Here is a 16,603-nt window from a genome sequence, read left to right on the forward strand (position 1 = left end):
TTGGTATCTCTGGGCATTAGCGCTCGCGTGTCAGTCGGGGATCAAGAAGGTCGCGCAGGCCATCACCGAGCAGGTTCAGGCCGAGTACGGACAAAGCAATCGCGACGCCGGGCCACACGGCCATCAGGGGCGCTTGGAACATCAAGGTCTGGGCGTCGCTCAACATTCGGCCCCATGAGGGCTGTGGCGGCTGCGTGCCAAGGCCTAGATAAGACAGTGCAGCCTCGGCCAGAATGGCCAGCGCAAACTGAATGGTGGCCTGCACCACAAGCACCGAGGCAATATTGGGCAGCACATGCTGCAGCGTGATAGCAGTGCGGCTTTTGCCGCAGGCGCGGGCAGCCAGCACATAGTCGCGCGCCCAGATGGCGTTGGCCGATGCACGGGTAATACGCGCAAACGTGGGGATGTTGAAGATGCCGATGGCGATGATGGCGTTGACCATGCCCGCGCCAAACACGGCTGTGAGCATGATGGCTGAGAGCAGGGCGGGGAAGGCAAAGGTGAAGTCCGCCAGCCGCATGATGATTTCTTCTACCCAGCCCCGGCGAGCAGCAGCAATCAGCCCCAGCGCTACGCCTATCGCTAAGCCGATGCCCACGGCTATCAGCCCCACGGCAATCGATGCGCGTGCGCCGACCAGAACTTGCGAGGCAATATCGCGCCCAAAGGCATCGGTGCCTAACCAGTGCTGGCTGCTGCTGGTTTGCAGCGCGGCTTCCATGTTCATCTCGTAGGCTGAGCCGGGAGTCCAGACAAAAGACAGCAGAGCCGCGGCAATCAGCAAGGCTGTGAGTGCCGCGCCCAGCACAAAGCTGCGGTGCTGCAGCGCACGTTGGGCAAAGCTTTGCGGCTGCGTGCGTGTGAAGGCGCGGGTGGGGTATTCAGGGGAGGGCGCGCTCATATATCGCTGGCCTTGATGCGTGGGTCAATGGCGGCATACAGCACATCGACCACAAAATTCACCACTACCACCATGGCGGCCAGCAGCAGCACGCAGTTGCGCACCACAATCACATCGCGGTTAGAGATGGACTGAAAGATCAGGCGACCAAGGCCGGGCAGGTAAAACACGTTTTCCACCACGATGGTGCCCGCCAGCAAGTTGGCAAACTGCAGGCCCATGACAGTGATGACGGGAATCATGGCGTTGCGCAGCACATGCCCCCAGAGCGCCGCGCCGCGCGATAGACCCTTGGCGCGGGCGGTGCGTACAAAGTCTTCGCGCAGCACTTCTAAAACGGCAGAGCGGGTGATGCGCGCCAGAATGGCCGCCTGCACCACGGCCAGAGAGATAGCGGGCAGCAGCAGCGCTTGAAAAGCCAGCCAGAAGCCGCCGCCAGCTTCTTCACTCCAGCCTGGAAAGCCACCGGCCGAGAACCATTGCAGCTTGATTGAAAACAGCAGAATCAAAAGAATCGCAAACCAGAAGTTGGGGATGGCAATGCCGATTTGCGCCAGACCCATCACCCCCACATCGCCCCAGCGCTTGTGATTGGCAGCCGCAAAAACACCTGCAGCAATGGCCAGCACGGCGGTAATGCACATGGCCATGATGGCCAGCGGCACGGTGACTGTAAGGCGCTCCCACACCAGCTCAGACACGGGCGAACCATAGACGTAGCTGGTGCCCATGTCGCCACGAAACAGGCCACTAATCCATTGCCAGTAACGTGTCAGGGCGGGTTGATCAAGGCCGAGTTGCTGCGCCATGGCTAGCACGGCTTCTGGGTCCGCATCGGGGCCCATGAGCATCTGCGCAGCATCGCCGGGCAAAATTTCAAGCACGGCAAACACCACGATGGATGCGCCCAGCAAAGTGGCGATCAGCGTGAGCAGGCGTTTGAGCAAGTAGATGCTCATGACTTTGGGCGAAGTTTCATTGTGAAAAAAGCGCAGAGTTCTGAGGGGAGCTGCGAGACATAACGGCATTGTGCCGGTGTTATGCCGCTGACTTTGCCCAAGCGGCTGCCATGTCTTGATGAGCCGGGGATAATGCGAACTACCGATACGAAGAACTGCTCAGGAGCTGGCATATGGCATTGATGATTACAGATGAATGCATCAACTGCGATGTGTGCGAGCCTGAGTGCCCGAACGACGCCATTTACATGGGCGAGCAGTTTTACGAAATCCACCCACACAAATGCACAGAATGTGTGGGCCACTTTGATGAGCCGCAATGCGTGCAGATTTGCCCTGTGGCCTGTATTCCCGTGAACCCTGAGTATGTGGAAAGCCACGAGGTGCTGTTCAAAAAGTACGAGCAGCTGATTGAGGCTAAGAAGCTGGATTAAGTCTTCGAAGACGTTTTTAAGAGGGTTTTATCCCTCTGGTCCTTGATAGTTAAGCACCAATAGCTCCTACTTTAGGAGCTATTTTTACGTCAAGCATTCTCTGGCGTAGTTGGCGCTGCATCGGGTGCAGGCTTGCGCGGTGGCTTGGGGCGTGGCGCTTTGCTGGTGTGGATGGCCTGCGTAGCCTTGTCCATTTGTCCGGCAACGATCTCAGGCCAAGATTTAAGCGAGTGAATGATGGAGTCTTCGATCAACTTCATCTGATCGGGGGCTGGCTTTTTGAGCACCCAGTTGGCGACTTCACTCTTGTCGCCGGGGTGGCCAATGCCCACGCGCAATCGCCAGTAGTTGTGCGAGCCTAGTTGCGCGTGAATATCGCGCAGGCCGTTGTGGCCGCCATGGCTGCCGCCTTGCTTGAGCTTGACGGTGCCGGGCTCAAAGTCCAGCTCATCGTGCACGACCAGCACTTCTTCGGGTTGAATCTTGAAAAAGCGCGCCAGTGCGCCCACAGATTTGCCGGAGAGGTTCATGAAGGTTTGCGGCTCTAGCAGCCACACATTCTGGCCGTTGATCGTGGTGCGAGCCATCAAACCCCAGTAGCTGCGCTCAGGCACCAGCGTGACCTTGAGTTCGCGCGCCAGCGCATCAATCCACCAGAAGCCGGCGTTGTGTCTTGTGTTTTCGTATTCAGGGCCGGGGTTGCCGAGGCCAACAAACAGTTTGATCATGACTTGATTATCTTCTTGCTAGCAGGGTTGATGTGCGCAGGAGCTTGTGCAGCCACTCAAAGAAAAAGCCCACCGAAGTGGGCCTTTGCTTTGAGTACAGCGACAAGCGCTGTACCGAAGTCACAAGAATTACTTCTTGCCCTTCTTAGCAGGAGCGGCAGGAGCTGCAGCAGCGGCTTCCACAGGTGCCACGTCGGGCAGCTTGATGGAGATCACGGCTGGGTTCTTGTTGGCGCCACGCACCACAGCGGTCACGCCCTTAGGCAGCTTCAGACCTTGCACGCCCAGAGCGGACTTGGAAGTCAGAGTGCTCAGGTCAACCTTGATGAATGCGGGCAGCAGTGCTGGCTCGCAAATCACTTGCACTTCAGTCAGGATGTGAGTGATAGTGCAGTTGTCAGCCTTCACAGCTGGGGACTCTTCTGCACCTTCAAAGTGCAAAGGCACGCTAGTGTGCAGCTTGGTATTTGCATCAACGCGTTGGAAGTCGATGTGTTGCACCAGCTTCTTGAAGGGGTGGAACTGCACGTCGCGCAGAACAACCTTGGTCACTTGACCGTTGATTTCCATGTCCAGAATGCTGGAGTGGAAAGCTTCCTTGTGCACAGCGTGCCACAAGTTGTTGTGATCGATTTCGATCAGTTGGGTTTCACCAGCACCGTAAACGATGCCGGGAGTCTTACCCGACAGACGCAGACGGCGGCTCGCACCCGTACCTTGCTTTGCGCGCTCAGTTGCGACGAATTGCATAACTAACTCCTAGATGGACGGACCGCGACCAGTCTCGTCCTATTGATAAAAGAACCTGTGCTTTAAAAAAGCCTTGGATTCTTACGGTGGGCTCGAAACAGTCAAACCTCCCGCAGGAGGTTTGTTTGGCTCAAGCCCGAAAAACCAGAGATTTTAAGCGCTAAACAAGCTGCTCACCGAATCACCGGTAGATATCCGGTGAATCGACTCGGCAAACAGGCCTGCTACAGACAGTTGGCGAATCTTGCCGCACTTCTGAGCTTCGGGGCTCAATGGAATAGTGTTGGTGACAACCACTTCATCCAGAGCCGAGCCATTGCCGATGCGTTCAATGGCTGGGCCAGAGAAGATGGGGTGTGAGCAATAAGCGTACACGTTCTTGGCGCCGCGCTGCTTGAGCACTTCGGCAGCCTTGACCAGGGTGCCTGCGGTGTCGATCATGTCATCCATGATCACGCAGTTGCGGCCGTCGATGTCGCCGATCACGTGCATGACTTCAGACACGTTCGCCTTGGGGCGACGCTTGTCGATGATGGCCAGATCGCAACCCAGTTCCTTGGCCAGGGCGCGAGCACGCACCACACCGCCAACGTCAGGGGACACAACGATCAAGTCTTCGTAGTTCTTCTGGCGCAGGTCATTGAGCAACACGGGAGTTGCATAAATGTTGTCCACGGGAATGTCGAAGAAGCCTTGAATTTGGTCTGAGTGCAGATCCATGGTCAAAACGCGCTCAACGCCAACGGCTTGCAGCATGTTGGCAACCACCTTGGCGGTGATTGGCACGCGGCTGGAGCGGGGGCGGCGGTCTTGGCGGGCGTAACCGAAGTACGGGATCACGGCGCAGATGCGCTCGGCAGATGCACGCTTAAGGGCATCGACCATCACCAACAACTCCATCAGGTTGTCATTGGTGGGGGCGCATGTGGACTGAACCACAAACACGTCGCGAGCGCGAACGTTTTGCTTGATCTCGACTGCAACTTCTCCATCGGAGAATTTGCCAACGTCGGCAGCACCAAGGGTAGTGCCAAGGTGCTTAACGATCTCTTCAGCCATGCCGGGATTGGCATTGCCTGTGAAGACCATGAAATCAGAATTATGTGAGTGCATTGTGCGTCCCAGTGCTGTGGGTTGCTATGACGCAAGAAGATATTTGGCAGGGGAAGAAGGACTCGAACCTTCGCATGCCGGAATCAAAATCCGGTGCCTTAACCAACTTGGCGACTCCCCTACACAGGTTTTTTGTCGAAAACAAAAAGCCTAAAACTTTTTATCCAGAAACCCAACTCAAAAGTGGATGAGATTCGAGATTTTTACAGACTTTGATTTTCCAAGTGCTTGCTGCATTATTCAAATCAATGGTCTGCGTTATCGGTGCAAATACTGCACTTCCTGAGCCCGTCATTCTAGCATGCAGTTTCAGCGATTCAAGCCAATTTCTGACTTTTATCACTTCAGGCTGTAAGCTTTCAGCGACTGGCTGCAAGTCGTTTCGGCCAAAACCGTAGTGCTCTGCAGCGAAGTCCGCAACTATAGCAGGCTTTGTGTCACGTTTTAGTGATTCACTGGTAAAAATTTGACCGGTATCTAGCCCTTGCTCTGGTTTGACGATGATGAACTGCTGCTCTGGTAAAGCATTTTTGCCGAGCAGAGGATCAATGATTTCGCCAATTCCGCTGACCCAGGCGGAGTGACCGCAGAGGAAAAAGGGCACATCTGCACCGAGCTTTAGTCCAATGCTTTGCAGCTCTTGGCGCGAGAGGTTCAGATTCCACAAGCGATTGAGCGCAAGCAAGGTACTGGCTGCATCAGATGAGCCGCCGCCCATGCCGGCTTGGGCAGGCAGGTTTTTCTGAATACCGATATGTACGCCTTGCGTGCAGCCTGTGGCTTGTTGAAGTGCGCGGGCAGCGCGGGTAATCAAATCATCTGCAGGCAAGGCCACGCCGTTGAGGTCTTCGCGACTGATTTGGTTGCTGCTGCTGAGATCAAAGTGCAGCACATCGTGCCAGTCAATCAGCATGAAGACGGATTCCAGCAGGTGGTAGCCGTCCGGCCTGCGGCCTGTGATGTGTAAAAACAGGTTGAGCTTGGCCGGGGCCGGCACGTCATAAAGCGAGTGCATGGCGAATAGTGATAGAAGAAAAACGGCGCAACGATAGCACCGCAAAGAGATTGAAAACTGGGTTTAGCGCGATTCTTGCTCAAGCACGATGCGCAGCGATGCCTCGGGCGTTGGGCTGCTGCGGTCAGCGCGCATGCGGCCTTCATTGATGCGCGACAGGTCGGTTGACCAGCCGGCGACGGCGGTGTCTTTGCCTTGCAGCCAATCAAAGAGCGCAGCAACCGGGATGTCATTGCCGGTGAGACGGGTGATGAGTTCGGATAGCGAGTCTGAGGTGGTGATGCTCTCGCCTTGCTGCAAAGTGGCTCCTGAAGGCGTCCACTGCAGGCGGGCGAGGATGGAGCCTAGCGGGCTAAAGACTAGCAGCGTGCCACGCTCAGGCTGGCCTTGCAGCTCAAAGCCGGCACTGAAAGATTGCTGCTGCGAGTCTTGAACTTGCAAGGCCATACGACCAGACCAGTGTTGGTTGAGGGTACTTGCACTGCTTGTATCGGTATTTAACTGGCGCTGTGGCAGGGCGCAGCCCGTGAGCAAAGTGCTGCCAATTGCGCAGCTGATGAGCACTGCCCGCCAAGTCCGACGCCTTGTAGTGCTCTCCATCATGGCTTGACGTTCAGGCGCTTGATGGTCTCAATCAGCGTGCTATTGCTGCTGTCTGTCTTTAAGCCCTGGCGCCAGATGAGCAGGGCGCGGTCTTGCTTGCCTTGAGTCCACAGAACCTCGCCCAGATGTGCTGCAATCTCTACGTCTTGGCGCGTGGCATAGGCTTGCTCCAGTAGCTTTTCGGCTTGCGCTAGGTTGCCCCGGCGAAAGTACACCCATGCCAAGCTGTCGGTAATAAAGGGGTCTCCGGGTTCCATGTCCAGCGCTTTTTGGATGAGCGCTTGGGCTTCATCGAGCTTGATATTGCGATCTGCGTAGGAGTAGCCCAGAGCGTTGTAAGCGTGCTTGAAGTCGGGCTTGCGCTCAATGATATCGCGTAGCAGGCGCTCCATTTCATCGAATTGGCCTACTTTTTCAGCCAGCAAAGCAGTGTCATAGGCCAGTTCCATATCAGCGGGGGTTTGGCTTGAAAGCGCTGCTTGCAGTTGGTAGGCTTCTTGGTTCAGACCTGCGTCGCGCAGCAATTGCACTTCTGCAACTTGCTTGAGGCGCGCTTGATTGGGGCCAGTGGTGGGCGTGGCTTGAATGAGGGCGCGAGCTTCTTTGACTTTGCCTTGACGCGCCAGTATATCGGCGCGGCGCGCTTGTACGCTCAGAAGATTGGCTGCATCAGGAATGCGTTGCAGATAGCCGTCGGCCTCGTCATAGCGTTTGCGCTTTTCGGCCAAATCGGCATTGAGCAGATAGAACTGAGCTTGTCCAGCATTGCGGCCCACGCCATCGGGCAGTTTGGGCAGCAGCGCGCCAAATTGCGCAAGCGAGGTCTCGGCTGCATCTAGTTCGTTATCTTGCAGCTGTATGTTGGCCAAAATGGCCCAAGCCTCTGGGAACTCAGGAGCTTCGCGTGTAATCAGTTGCAATTGACTTTTGGCATCAGCATTACGCTTTTGGCCTAGCAGCACGCGGGCATAGGTCATGCGCAGCTGTGGCGATGCATTTTTGTCGACGTAGCTCTTTACCAGTGGCTCGACCTCGGTAGTGCCTGACTCAAGCAGTTCCATGGCCAGCAGCGCAATAGCTCCAGAATCGGAGCTTAATTTGGCCCCGTTTTGCAGGGCTTGAAGTGCGGCAGGCTTTTGACCGGCTACCAAACGCATATGTCCGACAGCAGCCCAAGCCACAGGGCCGTTTTTGGGGTCTTTGAAGTCGATTTCTAAGGCCTGCTCCACCACGTCACCGGCCAAAGACTTGTCTGATGCGTTGCTATACAGCTGGGTAATGGCAAGAAATGTGGCGCTGCGATTGGCCGCAGGCGTCAACTCCACTTCGCGGCGCAGGTAGCTGGCCGAGTCGGATATTCGATTCATGGCCACTAAGATGCGCAGCGCTGCGCGGTTGGCATCGCGTGATTCTGGATAGGCGTCCAGCCATGCGCGGGCGTTGCGCAAGGCGCGATCGGCAGAGCGGGACTGAACAGCCAGTTCAGTGGCGCGGCGATAGAGTTTTTCGTTGTTGCTGCTGCGTGCAGCTTCCATCATCAGGGCTTGAGCATCGTTCAGAGCGCCCTCTTGGGCGGCTAGCTCACCGACCAAAATTTCATAGAACAATTCGGCCGAGAGGGCTGCTTCAGCGCTTTCGCGATCCATGCTTTGCTCAAGATCAGTCGCTTGCTTGGCCGCATTCACTTGGGGTGGTGAAGCAGCAGGTTGGGCGGACGCGATTGCCGATCCCATGGCCAAAACGGCGGCCACGGCGAGTCCTTGAATACGTAGAGGATGAACCATCGGCCCATAATAATCCAAGCTTGTTGAACACTTGGGAAAGAAGAGATTGCATGCCTGAGTTGCCCGAAGTTGAGGTTACACGTCGCTCTTTTGCGGATCGCATTGCTGGCTCGCACGTTGAGGCTGCAGCTTTGGGTAAGCCCTTGCGCTGGCCACTGGGCTTGCTGCCGCAGGCTCTTGTGGGGCGCGAGGTGTTGGGTGTGCGACGCCGCGGCAAATATTTGCTGGTGGACTTGAGCGAGGGCTTGCTGCTACTGCACTTAGGGATGTCGGGTAGTCTGCGCTTTGTGGGGCTTGATGAGGAGCCTCTAGGCGCAGCCGGGCCGCACGATCACTTTGATTTGCAAACCTCTCGAGGCCTTTTGCGCTTGCACGACCCGCGCCGATTTGGTGCGGTGATTTATGTGCCTAGCGAAAGTGACGTTGTGGCGCGCAAGCTGCTCGACCATCTGGGTATGGAGCCGTTGGGCAGCAGTTTTACGCTGCAAGCCTTCAAGGCTGGCCTGGCTGCCAGTCGCGCACCTATCAAACAGTTGCTGCTAAGCGGCAGTGTGGTGGTGGGCGTGGGCAATATCTATGCCTCTGAGGTGCTGTTTCTCTCGCGTATTCACCCGGCGACACCTGCACGCGATGTGGGGCCGCGCAAAGTGAAGATTTTGTTTGAGGCGGTTCGATCCGTATTGGCGCTGGCGGTGGAAAAGGGCGGCACTACGCTGCGTGACTTTTCGGCAGCCAATGGCATGGAAGGGCACTTTCAGCTGCAGGCCAAGGTGTATGGACGAGCGGGCTTACCTTGTACGCATTGCGGCGCGCCCATCAAGCTGATGAAGCAAGGCCAGCGCAGCACCTTTTATTGCGCTCGCTGCCAAAAAGAGAGCAAGCGGCTTTTAAATTGATAGCGACCGCTGCTTTTTCTGTAAGGACTTGAGCTTGTTTTCGCTCTAAAAACACCGGCCTAGATTGATGTGAAGCAGATGGGCAGCACAGATGAGTATGAAATTGAATTAAAACGCACTGGTGTGGCCGGATACTTGCTGCTCTTTATATAGAACACTGGCCCTGTGAGACGTCAATGCTATATTTTGATGAGGGTGGCAGTGTTCGCAGGCTTGCTGGTTATGCATAAATAAAAGAGGGGTAGACGTGGCAGCATCATTCAATGAGCAGTTTGGCCAATATGGCGCGTGGCGACGAGGTTTTGCCTCGCAGCTGCAAGAGCTGCGCGAATGGCTGATGGCCCAAGATTTGTTGGATGCCTCTGTTCAGGAGCGTTTGCAGCGACTGGAAGATCAGATGCGCAGTGACAAAGTGATGGTCGCTTTTGTCGCGGAGTTCTCTCGCGGTAAATCTGAGCTGATCAACGCAATCTTCTTTGCCCACTATGGTCGTCGCCTGATGCCCGCCAGTGCAGGGCGCACCACGATGTGCCCGGCAGAGCTAGGTTGGGAGGCTCAGCTGGCACCTAGTCTGCGCCTGCTGCCCATTGACACGAGAGAGTCGCATGAGAGTCTGGGTCAATGGCGCATGCGCAGCGATGCTTGGGCGCAGTACCCTTTAGACATTGGCGATGCGCAGCAGATCGTAGACACGCTAGCCAAGGTAACGGCAGTGCGTAAAGTCTCTGTCGATCAGGCAAGGGCCTTGGGCTTTTGGCATGACGATGAGGAGGCAGACAACCCCATGGTGGACGCGGATGGCTGGGTGGAGGTGCCGATGTGGCGCCATGCGCTCATCAACATGCCGCATCCGCTACTAAAGCAAGGTTTGGTGATTCTCGATACTCCCGGCTTGAATGCTGTGGGCGCTGAGCCTGAGTTGACCGTTAATCTCATCCCTCAAGCCCATGCCGTGGTCTTTGTGCTGGGGGCGGATACGGGGGTAACTAAGTCAGATCTCGCCATCTGGCGTGATCACGTTTTGCCAGCAGGCACTGGCAAGGCCGGCGCCAATGATGCGCAGGCCGCGTCGCGCTTGGTTGTGCTTAATAAGGTTGATACCTTGTGGGATAGCCTTAGCTCGGGCGCGCAGGTGCAGGCGCAACTGCGCAGGCAGCAGCAAGATTCGGCCAATTTGCTGGGCGTATCGGTGGATAAGGTACTGCCTGTTTCGGCCCAAAAGGGACTGGTTGCCAAGGTCAGCCGAAATGCAGCCTTGCTACAGGCTAGCGGCTTGCCTGCATTTGAAGATTTGCTGGCCAACGGCATCATGGGCCAGCGCCAGAAGGTGCTGCAAGCTGCCGTGTATGCCAGTGTTCAGCAGTTGCAGTGGCAGGTTGAGCGTGTCATCAATATGCGTCGCAGCGAGCTTGATGATCAGTTGGCTGAACTGTGTGGCTTGCGCGGCAAAAACACGAATGTGATTGCTGGCATGCGCTCGCGCATTGAGGGCGAGAGCAATGAGTTTGATCTGAGCGCAGCCAAAATTAATGCCATGCGCGCCGAGCATATGCGCATGCTCAAAGACATTTTTCAGCTCCTTAGCTCGGCGGCATTGAAAAGTGAGTTGGCCCAACTCAAACAGGCACTCGATCAGCGCGGCCTAAAGCTGGGTGTGCGCAAGATTTATGAGCAGACGTTTGAGCGGCTGCACGCCGTGGCCGTCAACGTACTGGCGCAGGCTGAAGAAATGCAAAAGCTGATGAGCACAACGTTTAAAGAGCTGAATGCTGAATTTAGCTTTTCTTTGCAAGTGCCGCCGGCTTTGATTTTGTCTGACTTCACCGAAGACCTGCGCAGCATTGAGGGCAGTTATACCCAGTACATAGGCCTCAGCAGCACCTTAAAACTGAGCAACGCAGACTTTTCACAGCGATTGATTAAGGCGCTGGCGCTGCGTTTGCGCACCGTGTTTGAAGCAGCATCTAGCGATGTAGAGATGTGGAGCAAATCACTGACGGCTCCTGTCGATGCACAATTGCGGGAACGTAAACGTAGTTACACGCGCCGCTTGGAAGCGGTAGATCGCATCAGTGGTGCCACCACGGAGCTTGAAGATCGCATTGCTGACATGGAAAACGCGCAGGACCAGCTCGGTTTGTTGCAGACCCAGCTGGCCAGTGCCTCGGCCAAGTTACTGGCGCCCATCGAGGCTGAGCGAGCTAAGAGCGCTGGCGCTGCGCTAGACATCAACTTGGTAGTTTGAATTTTGACTTTCCCTTCGATTGCCTCTGCCGTCGTGCAGTGGCAGGCCAGCCATGGCCGCAATCATTTGCCTTGGCAGCAAACCCGTGACCCTTACCGCGTCTGGCTGTCTGAAATCATGCTGCAGCAGACCCAGGTCGCCACTGTTCTGGGCTATTACCAGCGTTTTTTAGATGCATTCCCTGACGTAGCCAGTTTGGCTGCAGCCCCGCAAGATGCGGTGCTGGCGCTGTGGAGCGGGCTTGGTTATTACAGCCGTGCCCGCAATCTGCACAAATGCGCGCAAGCCGTGATGGAGCAGTGGGGTGGGGCCTTTCCGCAAACCGCCCCAGAGCTGCAGACGCTGCCGGGCATTGGTCGCTCAACCGCTGGCGCAATCTCATCGTTTTGTTTTTCTGAGCAAGTGCCGATTCTGGATGCCAATGTGCGCCGGGTGCTTACACGCGTGCTGGCTTTTGATGGCGACTTGGCTCAGTCTAAAAATGAAAAGCAGCTGTGGGTGCATGCGCAGGCGCTGTGCCCCACAGAAAATTTGCACGAAGCCATGCCGCGCTATACGCAGGGCATGATGGACTTAGGTGCCAGCATCTGCACCCCGCGCAAGCCCAGCTGCCTTGTCTGTCCGCTGCATGCGGAATGCCGCGCCGCACTTGCGGGCAACCCTGAGGCCTACCCGGTGCGCACGCGCAAGGTCAAGCGCAGCTCTGAAGCGTGGTGGCTGCTGATTGCCGTGGATAGCCAGCGCCGCGTATGGCTGCAAAAGCGAGCGCAAGTCGGCATCTGGGCAGGGCTTTACAGCCCGCCGGTGTTTGATAGTTATGAGGCTTTGCAGAGCTTTGCAAAGACAAGATGGCTAGATAGCGCTGAACACAGCTGGCAAGAGTTGCCCGGCTTTTTGCATGTGCTGACGCACAAGGATTTGCATCTTCATCCGGTGCTGGTCAGTATGGATAAAGCACAGGCAGCTATGGTTTCAGAAGCAGATACGTCCTGCTGGGTTGATGCTGCAGGCTGGGCTGAATTGGGTTTTCCTGCGCCAATACGCAAGCTGCTGGATTCTGAATTGGCGTGATCTTCTGATTTTTCGGGACTTCTCACGACTTCTCATAATAGAAAAAGGTGACACATGAGGTCACCTTTTTCTATTATGAGTAAAGCGCTTTAAAAACGCAGACGCGGCATCAGCATGGAGCAGCGCAGGCTCATTAAGGCCAGCCACAGGGCTCTGGCTTGTGGGTTGGCGCGCTGCCCTTGCAACTGCCTTCCAGCGGCCACCACATGCTGGCGCACAGCCTGCTGCGCTGCACGGTTGCCGCTGCTTTGCGCTGCAATCCACAGCTGTTGGTATTGCTGCACCCTGCCTTCATTGAGTAGGTGCTGTGCAGAGATGGCCAGCATGGCTTGAATCTCGGGCGAATACTGGGCGGTGCTCATGGCAGCTCCTTTTCGGCTGCTGCTGTGGCGGGTGCATCGCTGTCGCTGCGGCCAAAGGCGTACCAGTCCACATGGCGTGTGCAGATCATGACCAAGGCCAGTACCGCAAACAAAGCAATGGAGCCAACGACTAGAGCGGTTTGCTCCAGTTGCAGCAGCACATAGAGCAGGCCATACAGTGCGGAGATGGCGATGGCGAACGGCAGGCCGCGCTTGATGCTTCCCAGAATATGACTGGCATAAAAGGCCAGTAATGCAACGCAAGAGCTGGCTGCCAAGGCGTAGGCGGTGGCAAAGCCCAGATGCTCGGACAGGCTGATCAGCAGCAGGAAGAAGCTGCACAGCGCAGAGCCCACCAGCAGGTATTGCACGGGGTGAACGCGTAGCTTTTTCATGACCTCAAACAGACCGACGGCCACAAAGGTCAAGATGACAAAAAGAATGCCGTATTTGGTAGAGCGCTCGCTCAAGGAGTAAATGTTGACGGGGTTCACGAACTCTGTGTTCATCGTCTCAAGGCAAGGGCCGCTGTTGTCATGATCTCGGGCTGCAGCGGTTGCAGTGGCAACATATGCCGAATCACTCGCATCGTAATCAGCATTGCACAACGCCTGCTGGCGGTTAAAGGCGGTGCTGGCGGATGTGGCCAGTGAAGAGATCTCCCAATGGGCAGTAACGCTGTCGCCAGTCACTTCATGGCGGCTAGGCAGAAAGCTGCCGCCAAATGATGGGTGAGGCCAGTCAGCTGTCAGCGTGACTTTGTTTTCAGTGGCAATGGGCGTAAAGGCCAGTTGTTCGGTGCCCAGCAATTGCAGTTTGAGAGCGATGTTTAAACCATCAGGCTTGTTGAGAAGGCTGCTATCAACTTCAGCCTGAATGCCTTTGCTATAGCGCTCTAGCGAGGTGCCGGACTCGACGGAAAGCTCTTGCCCATTGGCTTGTAACGTGGCACTGCGAATGCCGCGCGGGTCGCTGAGGGCAAAGGCGATGTACAGCTTTTTGCAGCGCACTACGGCATTGGGCTCGCTAGGCTTGGGCAACTGCGCATAGTGCGTGGCATTGGCGAAGCTGGCGTTGATCTGGTCATGCAGCACATAGGTGTTGATGTGGTGCAGCCCGCGTGATCGCTCTTGCATCTTGGCGTTGGCATCATGGTTCACGCTGTCGGGTAGCAGAGTACGCTGAAATTCGCGGGTGTTGTATTCCACCTTTTTGCCGTTGGTGGTGCTGGTGGTTTCTGTGCAGCTTTGCACCAGCGCTGGGCCGATCAGCGTTTGCGACCCAGCCAAGCTAGACACTACGCTTTGCATGGCGTAGTCGTGGTTGCGAATGCGGTCTTTCACAACGTCTTGAATCATGGACAAGCCCAGCATGAGCAGGGCCATAACGATTAGCAGTGAGACTGTTTTGAACAGCAGTCGGTTCTTCATGCTTGCTCCTGATATATGAGGTTTCAGGAGGCAGTGTCTTAGGCGACTGTGTGGGTGAAATGAAGTCTGTGAAGCGAGTGTGAAGCCTCGCTTTAATTTTGAGAATTTTGCGAGGGCTTAACTTTTAGGAGCGAAGTCCAGCGTCACAGCAAGCCCTGGCTGCAGCTTGTGCACCGACATGCTGCCGCCGTGCAAATGCATGATGCGGGCGACGATGGACAGGCCAAGCCCTGTACCGCTGCGCTCGCCATTGGGTCTGGGGGTAGTGAAGAAGCGCTCGCCCAAGCGGCCAAGCATGGCGTCGGGCACGCCCGGGCCTTGATCGCTGATGGTGATGCGCTGCGGGCCCAACTCAAACGCAATGACCCGGTCTTGCGGCGAAAAATCCAGCGCATTTTGCAGCAAGTTGCTGATGGCGAGGGTGACCAGCCCCGCCTCCCAAGGGCCGCGGCTGTCTGCGCCTTTGAGCTGCAATTGAATGCGGCGTTGCAAAGCGCTGTAGTGCAAAGCATTGATGGCTTGCTGCGCGCATTCCATCAGGCTGCAGCTATGGGTTTTGTCGAGTTGCTGGCGCTGCTCAAGGCGGCTCAGTTGCAGCAGCTGGTCAATCAGGTTTTGCAGGCGCAGGCTTTGGTCAACGACTTGCTTGGCAAACATGGCGCGGTCTTGCGCTGGCAAGTCTTCTTGAAGTAGCTCACCCGCGCCGCGTATGGCGGCGACCGGGCTTTTGAGTTCATGGGTCAGGGCGCGCACATAGCCTTCGATGTAGTCGCGCCCTTCAAGGCGTTTGCGCATGGTGTCCATGGCTTGAGCCAGTTCGCCCAGTTCGCCAGGCATGTTAGGTACGGCCACAGGCTCGGGCAACTGAGCTGGGTGGCTCGATTCATTGAGGGTGGGAGCCTGCACTTGCTGCGCATAGTTGCGCAGGCGGCGCACATGCATCACAAACCACCATGTCACGGCGCAGCCCACGCCGGCAGACAGCAGCACAAACAGCAGGCCGCCGCGCAGAATTTTTTGCTCGGCGCTATCCACAATTTTCTGTACAGAGCTGGAGGGTTTGGACGCTGTCAGTACACCGCTAATTTTCCCGCCCACGATGATGGGTGCGGAGACATACATCACGCTGCTGGACTCGTCTTCTTTGGCCGCCCTTGTGGTGCGCGCCCCGTATTCGCCGCGCAGCGTCAGATAGACATCGCGCCAGCGTGAGTAGTCTGCGCCTTGGTCTTTGCCTTGAGAGTCAAAAAGCACCATGCCTTTGGTGTCGGTCACGGTGATGCGCATGTCTAGTGTGGTTTTGCGTGCGTCCCATATCCAGGCTTGAATCGGCTTTTGTGTGTAGTTCGCTAATTGCGTGGCGAAGAAGCCGGCTTGTTCTGGCTTGTCTGGTTGAAATTGGCCTTTACTCATGCTCGCCATATCAGCACTGGCCAGCGCTGCCAGCGCATAGGCAGTTTCAACCAGCGTGTCTTCTGTCACCTTGCGCACGCTGGGCTTGATCTCCACCATAAAGACGCGCAGCACAAAAAATGCGGCTAGCCCGTTGATGAGGAAGAAGGCAAAGAACAGGCGCAGGCCTAGGTGCATCTGGCTTATCCGGGTTGGTTCAGGCTATAGCCTTGGCCGCGATGGGTGATGATGATTTCGTGATCTGGCAGGCGCTCGCGCAGCTTGGCGCGCAGAGTCTTAATGTGGGTGTCTACCGTGCGGTCGGTGCTTTCGCTGCCTAACCCCCAGATTTGCTCCAGCAGTGCATCCCGACTGAGGATGCGGCCCGTGCTTTGCAGCAAACTTTGCAGCAGTTGATATTCTCGGCGCGTTAAATCCAGTGCTTGTGCGTTGATCAAAATTCGCTGGCCTTGCTCATCTATTTGAAGTGCTTGTCTAGATGTTGTATGGGCTTGCGGCTGAAAATGCCTTGATCGGCGCAGCAGTGCGCGGGTGCGAGCGAGTAGCTCGCGCGGGCTAAAGGGCTTGCTCAGGTAGTCATCTGCGCCCAACTCAAGCCCCAGCACTTTATCCATCTCTTCGCCTCTGGCGCTGAGAACCAGTATGGGCGCGATGGCGCCTGCAGATCGCAGCTCTCGGCACCAATCCAGACCATTGCCATCGGGCAGGCCCACATCCATGAGCAAGGCATCAAAATTGATGGATGCCCATTGCTGGCGCGCATCGGCAATCAGCAGGCAGTGGGTGACGGCAATGCCTTCACGCTCTAGCGAGTAGCAGATGGTGCGCGCAATGGCGGGGTCATCTTCCAAAAGCAGCACGCGAGGATTTGAAGGCTGGGTGCTGAACATAGGACT

Annotated in this window: 16 protein-coding genes and 1 tRNA gene; 4 read left to right on the plus strand and 13 right to left on the minus strand. The window is 56.4% G+C overall.

The genetic code is table 11. The features are described from left to right. Positions 1–16: 16 nt before the first annotated feature. Positions 17–904, minus strand: coding sequence for an ABC transporter permease (locus tag KUF54_RS01335; protein ID WP_219344554.1), 888 nt, complete (start codon positions 902–904; stop codon positions 17–19). Beyond that, positions 901–1,863 (minus strand): ABC transporter permease, encoded by a 963-nt coding sequence (locus KUF54_RS01340; protein ID WP_219344556.1) that lies wholly within the window; start codon positions 1,861–1,863, stop codon positions 901–903. The genes KUF54_RS01335 and KUF54_RS01340 overlap by 4 nt, the downstream gene beginning before the upstream one ends. A 173-nt stretch (positions 1,864–2,036) precedes the next feature. Between KUF54_RS01340 and KUF54_RS01345 the strand changes: the two genes are divergently transcribed. After that, on the plus strand, positions 2,037–2,297 hold the full coding sequence (locus KUF54_RS01345) for a YfhL family 4Fe-4S dicluster ferredoxin (RefSeq protein WP_219344557.1): 261 nt from the start codon (positions 2,037–2,039) through the stop codon (positions 2,295–2,297). Positions 2,298–2,386: 89 nt separating this feature from the next. Here KUF54_RS01345 and pth read toward each other — a convergent pair whose 3' ends face one another. The 7 genes from pth to KUF54_RS01380 all read right to left on the minus strand — a co-directional run bounded on the left by pth (position 2,387) and on the right by KUF54_RS01380 (position 8,290). Continuing rightward, positions 2,387–3,025, minus strand: a complete 639-nt coding sequence (pth, locus tag KUF54_RS01350) for an aminoacyl-tRNA hydrolase (protein ID WP_219344559.1) — start codon at positions 3,023–3,025, stop codon at positions 2,387–2,389. 129 nt (positions 3,026–3,154) lie between these two features. Further along, positions 3,155–3,775: a 50S ribosomal protein L25/general stress protein Ctc gene (locus tag KUF54_RS01355; RefSeq protein WP_219344561.1), complete on the minus strand. Its 621-nt coding sequence runs from the start codon at positions 3,773–3,775 to the stop codon at positions 3,155–3,157. A 153-nt stretch (positions 3,776–3,928) separates the two neighbouring features. Continuing rightward, the gene (locus KUF54_RS01360; protein ID WP_219344563.1) at positions 3,929–4,888 is read right to left on the minus strand and encodes a ribose-phosphate pyrophosphokinase; all 960 of its coding nucleotides are present in this window, start codon (positions 4,886–4,888) and stop codon (positions 3,929–3,931) included. A gap of 44 nt (positions 4,889–4,932) precedes the next feature. Further along, positions 4,933–5,009, minus strand: a tRNA-Gln gene (locus tag KUF54_RS01365). Positions 5,010–5,048: 39 nt separating this feature from the next. After that, positions 5,049–5,903 (minus strand): 4-(cytidine 5'-diphospho)-2-C-methyl-D-erythritol kinase, encoded by an 855-nt coding sequence (ispE, locus tag KUF54_RS01370; RefSeq protein ID WP_219344565.1) that lies wholly within the window; start codon positions 5,901–5,903, stop codon positions 5,049–5,051. Between the two features lie 63 nt (positions 5,904–5,966). Next, positions 5,967–6,506 (minus strand): lipoprotein insertase outer membrane protein LolB, encoded by a 540-nt coding sequence (locus KUF54_RS01375; protein WP_370627566.1) that lies wholly within the window; start codon positions 6,504–6,506, stop codon positions 5,967–5,969. Further along, entirely contained in the window at positions 6,503–8,290 is a 1,788-nt protein-coding gene (locus tag KUF54_RS01380; RefSeq protein WP_219344567.1) for a tetratricopeptide repeat protein, read from the minus strand. Before KUF54_RS01380 ends, KUF54_RS01375 begins: the two co-directional genes overlap by 4 nt. 50 nt (positions 8,291–8,340) lie before the next feature. Here KUF54_RS01380 and mutM point away from each other — a divergent pair, with 50 nt between their 5' ends. From mutM to mutY, 3 genes are all read left to right on the plus strand, one after another. Further along, entirely contained in the window at positions 8,341–9,186 is an 846-nt protein-coding gene (gene mutM, locus KUF54_RS01385; RefSeq protein ID WP_219344569.1) for a bifunctional DNA-formamidopyrimidine glycosylase/DNA-(apurinic or apyrimidinic site) lyase, read from the plus strand. Positions 9,187–9,433: 247 nt separating this feature from the next. Beyond that, a complete protein-coding gene (locus KUF54_RS01390) occupies positions 9,434–11,431 on the plus strand; it encodes a dynamin family protein (protein ID WP_219344571.1) in 1,998 nt (665 codons plus the stop codon). A 3-nt stretch (positions 11,432–11,434) separates the two neighbouring features. After that, positions 11,435–12,502, plus strand: a complete 1,068-nt coding sequence (gene mutY / locus KUF54_RS01395; protein WP_219344573.1) for an A/G-specific adenine glycosylase — start codon at positions 11,435–11,437, stop codon at positions 12,500–12,502. An 89-nt stretch (positions 12,503–12,591) separates the two neighbouring features. Here mutY and KUF54_RS01400 read toward each other — a convergent pair whose 3' ends face one another. The 4 genes from KUF54_RS01400 to KUF54_RS01415 all read right to left on the minus strand — a co-directional run bounded on the left by KUF54_RS01400 (position 12,592) and on the right by KUF54_RS01415 (position 16,597). Next, positions 12,592–12,864, minus strand: a complete 273-nt coding sequence (locus KUF54_RS01400) for a hypothetical protein (RefSeq protein WP_219344575.1) — start codon at positions 12,862–12,864, stop codon at positions 12,592–12,594. Then, positions 12,861–14,294, minus strand: a complete 1,434-nt coding sequence (gene creD, locus KUF54_RS01405) for a cell envelope integrity protein CreD (protein ID WP_219344577.1) — start codon at positions 14,292–14,294, stop codon at positions 12,861–12,863. The genes KUF54_RS01400 and creD overlap by 4 nt, the downstream gene beginning before the upstream one ends. A 117-nt stretch (positions 14,295–14,411) precedes the next feature. Next, on the minus strand, positions 14,412–15,884 hold the full coding sequence (gene creC / locus KUF54_RS01410; RefSeq protein ID WP_219344579.1) for a two-component system sensor histidine kinase CreC: 1,473 nt from the start codon (positions 15,882–15,884) through the stop codon (positions 14,412–14,414). A gap of 5 nt (positions 15,885–15,889) precedes the next feature. Continuing rightward, entirely contained in the window at positions 15,890–16,597 is a 708-nt protein-coding gene (locus KUF54_RS01415; RefSeq protein ID WP_219344581.1) for a winged helix-turn-helix domain-containing protein, read from the minus strand. Between the last annotated feature and the right edge of the window lie 6 nt (positions 16,598–16,603).

The organism is Comamonas sp. Y33R10-2 (assembly GCF_019355935.1).
Lineage (GTDB): Bacteria > Pseudomonadota > Gammaproteobacteria > Burkholderiales > Burkholderiaceae_C > Comamonas.

Coding starts and splice junctions, on each gene's coding strand:
- KUF54_RS01360 (WP_219344563.1), bottom strand. CDS start 4,888: ATGCACTCACATAATTCTGATTTCATGGTCTTCACAGGCAATGCCAAT.
- creC (WP_219344579.1), bottom strand. CDS start 15,884: ATGCACCTAGGCCTGCGCCTGTTCTTTGCCTTCTTCCTCATCAACGGG.
- ispE (WP_219344565.1), bottom strand. CDS start 5,903: ATGCACTCGCTTTATGACGTGCCGGCCCCGGCCAAGCTCAACCTGTTT.
- KUF54_RS01415 (WP_219344581.1), bottom strand. CDS start 16,597: ATGTTCAGCACCCAGCCTTCAAATCCTCGCGTGCTGCTTTTGGAAGAT.
- pth (WP_219344559.1), bottom strand. CDS start 3,025: ATGATCAAACTGTTTGTTGGCCTCGGCAACCCCGGCCCTGAATACGAA.
- mutM (WP_219344569.1), top strand. CDS start 8,341: ATGCCTGAGTTGCCCGAAGTTGAGGTTACACGTCGCTCTTTTGCGGAT.
- KUF54_RS01340 (WP_219344556.1), bottom strand. CDS start 1,863: ATGAGCATCTACTTGCTCAAACGCCTGCTCACGCTGATCGCCACTTTG.
- KUF54_RS01355 (WP_219344561.1), bottom strand. CDS start 3,775: ATGCAATTCGTCGCAACTGAGCGCGCAAAGCAAGGTACGGGTGCGAGC.
- creD (WP_219344577.1), bottom strand. CDS start 14,294: ATGAAGAACCGACTGCTGTTCAAAACAGTCTCACTGCTAATCGTTATG.
- KUF54_RS01380 (WP_219344567.1), bottom strand. CDS start 8,290: ATGGTTCATCCTCTACGTATTCAAGGACTCGCCGTGGCCGCCGTTTTG.
- KUF54_RS01400 (WP_219344575.1), bottom strand. CDS start 12,864: ATGAGCACCGCCCAGTATTCGCCCGAGATTCAAGCCATGCTGGCCATC.
- KUF54_RS01375 (WP_370627566.1), bottom strand. CDS start 6,506: ATGATGGAGAGCACTACAAGGCGTCGGACTTGGCGGGCAGTGCTCATC.
- KUF54_RS01345 (WP_219344557.1), top strand. CDS start 2,037: ATGGCATTGATGATTACAGATGAATGCATCAACTGCGATGTGTGCGAG.
- KUF54_RS01335 (WP_219344554.1), bottom strand. CDS start 904: ATGAGCGCGCCCTCCCCTGAATACCCCACCCGCGCCTTCACACGCACG.